Origin of the sequence: Anaeroplasma sp., assembly GCF_034179385.1 — a bacterium.
Lineage (GTDB): Bacteria > Bacillota_I > Bacilli_A > Acholeplasmatales > Anaeroplasmataceae > Anaeroplasma.
In genome coordinates, this window is sequence record NZ_JAXFPY010000085.1 from 1 (window position 1) to 2,333 (window position 2,333).

Genomic DNA, 2,333 nt, shown 5'->3' on the forward strand with positions numbered 1-2,333 from the left:
CATAACTAAAGAAAATCTGTTATTGGTAGACAATGAACAATTATTAATTTTAAATCAAAATGGATTAATAAATGAAAATAGAGAATTAACAAAAACAGGGTTAAATATAGCTAATATAATCATTAAGCTAAACGAACTAAAAAGAAAATAAGGTAATAACAGGAGAGGGATATGAAAAAGTATTTAAATTCAAAAGATTTAACGGACTTATTATTTGTTTTTCATATGGTAGAAATAAATACATCTATAGTAAATAGGTGGGTTGAATATGGAAACATGACAAGAGATGAAGCCAAATGGATAAAAACAGCAATTACATACAATATGAAAGCTATGAAAAGCATATTAGATAGATTACCACAAAAAGAAAAAGATAAATTCGTGAAGAGAACTATAAAAGCACAAAACGAACCAATTAGAATAGTTGATAAATGGATGCATGATAGAGTATTTGGAACTTATGAAACTGAGTTTGAAATAGTTAAAATAGAGAGACCTGAGTTTGAAAAGTTAGGTATGTTGTGTAGTAAAAAATATTGTGAAGATTGTGGTAATAATTTTTCAGATTGTAGCTTATATGACATCTTTGAAAATAATATGATGAGTAGAGTTGAAAAATTACATAATTGCCCTTATGCATTTCATAGTGAAAAAAGACTACAAGAATTAAAAGCAATGAAGGCTGAAATAGAAGAAAAAAGAAAGAATAAAAAAATTAGTAAAAGAAAACAAAAGAAAATTGCCAACAGATTCGATGAAGAGTAGGTTTGATAAGGATATGACGAAAGAAGAGATTGATTTGATATTAGTAAAATAGGAGGAACTGATATGAGGTTTTTAAGAGATTTAAAAGTAAGTGAAGAATATCCTAGAGAAGGTAAATCATTATTCTCTAGTAATAACCCAGGAGGTAGTAGGATATGTGAGTGGTTAAGAATAGATGATAAATATAGCTTATCCGTTCAAGCTAGCGAAAGTCATTACTGCACCCCTAGAGCATTGCTACCATTAGACAAATATGAAGAATTTGAAATAGCTATTATATATGATGGTTGCTTAACTTGTGATATTAGAGTATTGAAGGAGTTTCCGAGATATGAAGAATTGATGGAATTTAATGAAGGCGATATATTCGCTTTCGTACCTAAGAATTTGATAGAAGATCTGTACTGCTGGTGGATAAATAGTTTTAGATAAAGGAGATAATATGTATAAAGTAAAAGATAGAATTAAATATAAAAGTCCTTTTGAAAGAGAGCGTGAAGGTTTAATAGTTGCAAAATTTAAAGTATTAGAAGATATTTATGATAACAAAGATGCAATAGTATACTTAGCTAACTATGATGAAAGATGCACAGAAGATTTTGTGTTTGAAGAAGACATACTAGAAAAGATAATTGATTACAAAAAATAATATATAAATTTAAATTATAAAATATAGAAAGGTGATAATAAGATGGTTAATATAACTTTAAATAAAGAAGACGGTAAGTTATTAGCAATATTTTTAGGGAATCAATCTAAGAAAGATACATCATATATAATTGGAAAGTATAATTTAAATATAAATATTGATGAAATGGAAGATATTTTACAAGATTTATTTGAGCAACTAAAATATCAAATAGAATTAGAAATGTAATGAAATGGTGTAGAGATTAAAGGAATTATAGGTGGAATGAAATTATGGCAAAGTTAAAACCTTCTCATAACATGAGTAATAGGTGGAACTGGGAGAGAAGAAAAAGAAAATTAAAAATAAATGATGAAACAGTTATAAGTTATAAATTAACTCCAAAAGAGTTAGAAGAGTATTTAAAAGATATAGATAAGAGAGAAGTTGTAAGAGTGCTTTAAATGAGGGAATAGTTATATGGATGAAGATAGTATTTTTATTGAAAAGCATATGGGATTAATTATAGATATAGCATGGAAGAAATTTAAAGGATGGATGATCTATGAAGAAGCTCATAAAAAGGAAGAATTAATACATGAAGGTATGATGGGATTATTAAGGGCAAGAGATAAATTTGACTCCACCTTAGGATTTCAATTTAGTACCTATGCCACTAGATGGATATGGGGCAAAATGAGTAGGTATATTGAAAATCAAAAGAAATTACAGGACAAAGAAAATACCCTATATATACAAAAACATAATATAGTGCTTGAAAGGTCCAATGAAGAAAGAGAATTTATAGATATAGCAAGTGTTAAAAGTGATGACAGCAGTATTGATTTAATTAACTTTATAGAATGCTTAGATAATTGTGAGAATAAAAGATACAGTGATATATGCAAAATGCTTATACAAGGGTATAGTCAAACTGATA

6 protein-coding genes are annotated in these 2,333 nt (G+C 27.3%); all 6 read left to right on the forward strand.

The features are described 5' to 3' along the window. Nucleotides 1–171 precede the first annotated feature (171 nt). Complete coding sequence (locus tag SPJ17_RS05485) at nucleotides 172–765, forward strand: hypothetical protein (protein WP_321093367.1); 594 nt, start codon at nucleotides 172–174, stop codon at nucleotides 763–765. Nucleotides 766–828: 63 nt separating this feature from the next. Then, on the forward strand, nucleotides 829–1,197 hold the full coding sequence (locus tag SPJ17_RS05490; RefSeq protein ID WP_321093368.1) for a hypothetical protein: 369 nt from the start codon (nucleotides 829–831) through the stop codon (nucleotides 1,195–1,197). Between the two features lie 10 nt (nucleotides 1,198–1,207). Next, complete coding sequence (locus tag SPJ17_RS05495; protein ID WP_321093370.1) at nucleotides 1,208–1,414, forward strand: hypothetical protein; 207 nt, start codon at nucleotides 1,208–1,210, stop codon at nucleotides 1,412–1,414. 42 nt (nucleotides 1,415–1,456) lie between these two features. Next, nucleotides 1,457–1,642: a hypothetical protein gene (locus SPJ17_RS05500; RefSeq protein ID WP_321093371.1), complete on the forward strand. Its 186-nt coding sequence runs from the start codon at nucleotides 1,457–1,459 to the stop codon at nucleotides 1,640–1,642. Nucleotides 1,643–1,686: 44 nt separating this feature from the next. Then, entirely contained in the window at nucleotides 1,687–1,857 is a 171-nt protein-coding gene (locus SPJ17_RS05505; protein WP_321093372.1) for a hypothetical protein, read from the forward strand. Between the two features lie 16 nt (nucleotides 1,858–1,873). Continuing rightward, nucleotides 1,874–2,333 (forward strand): sigma-70 family RNA polymerase sigma factor (locus SPJ17_RS05510; protein WP_321093374.1); only part of this gene is annotated, 460 nt, incomplete at its 3' end.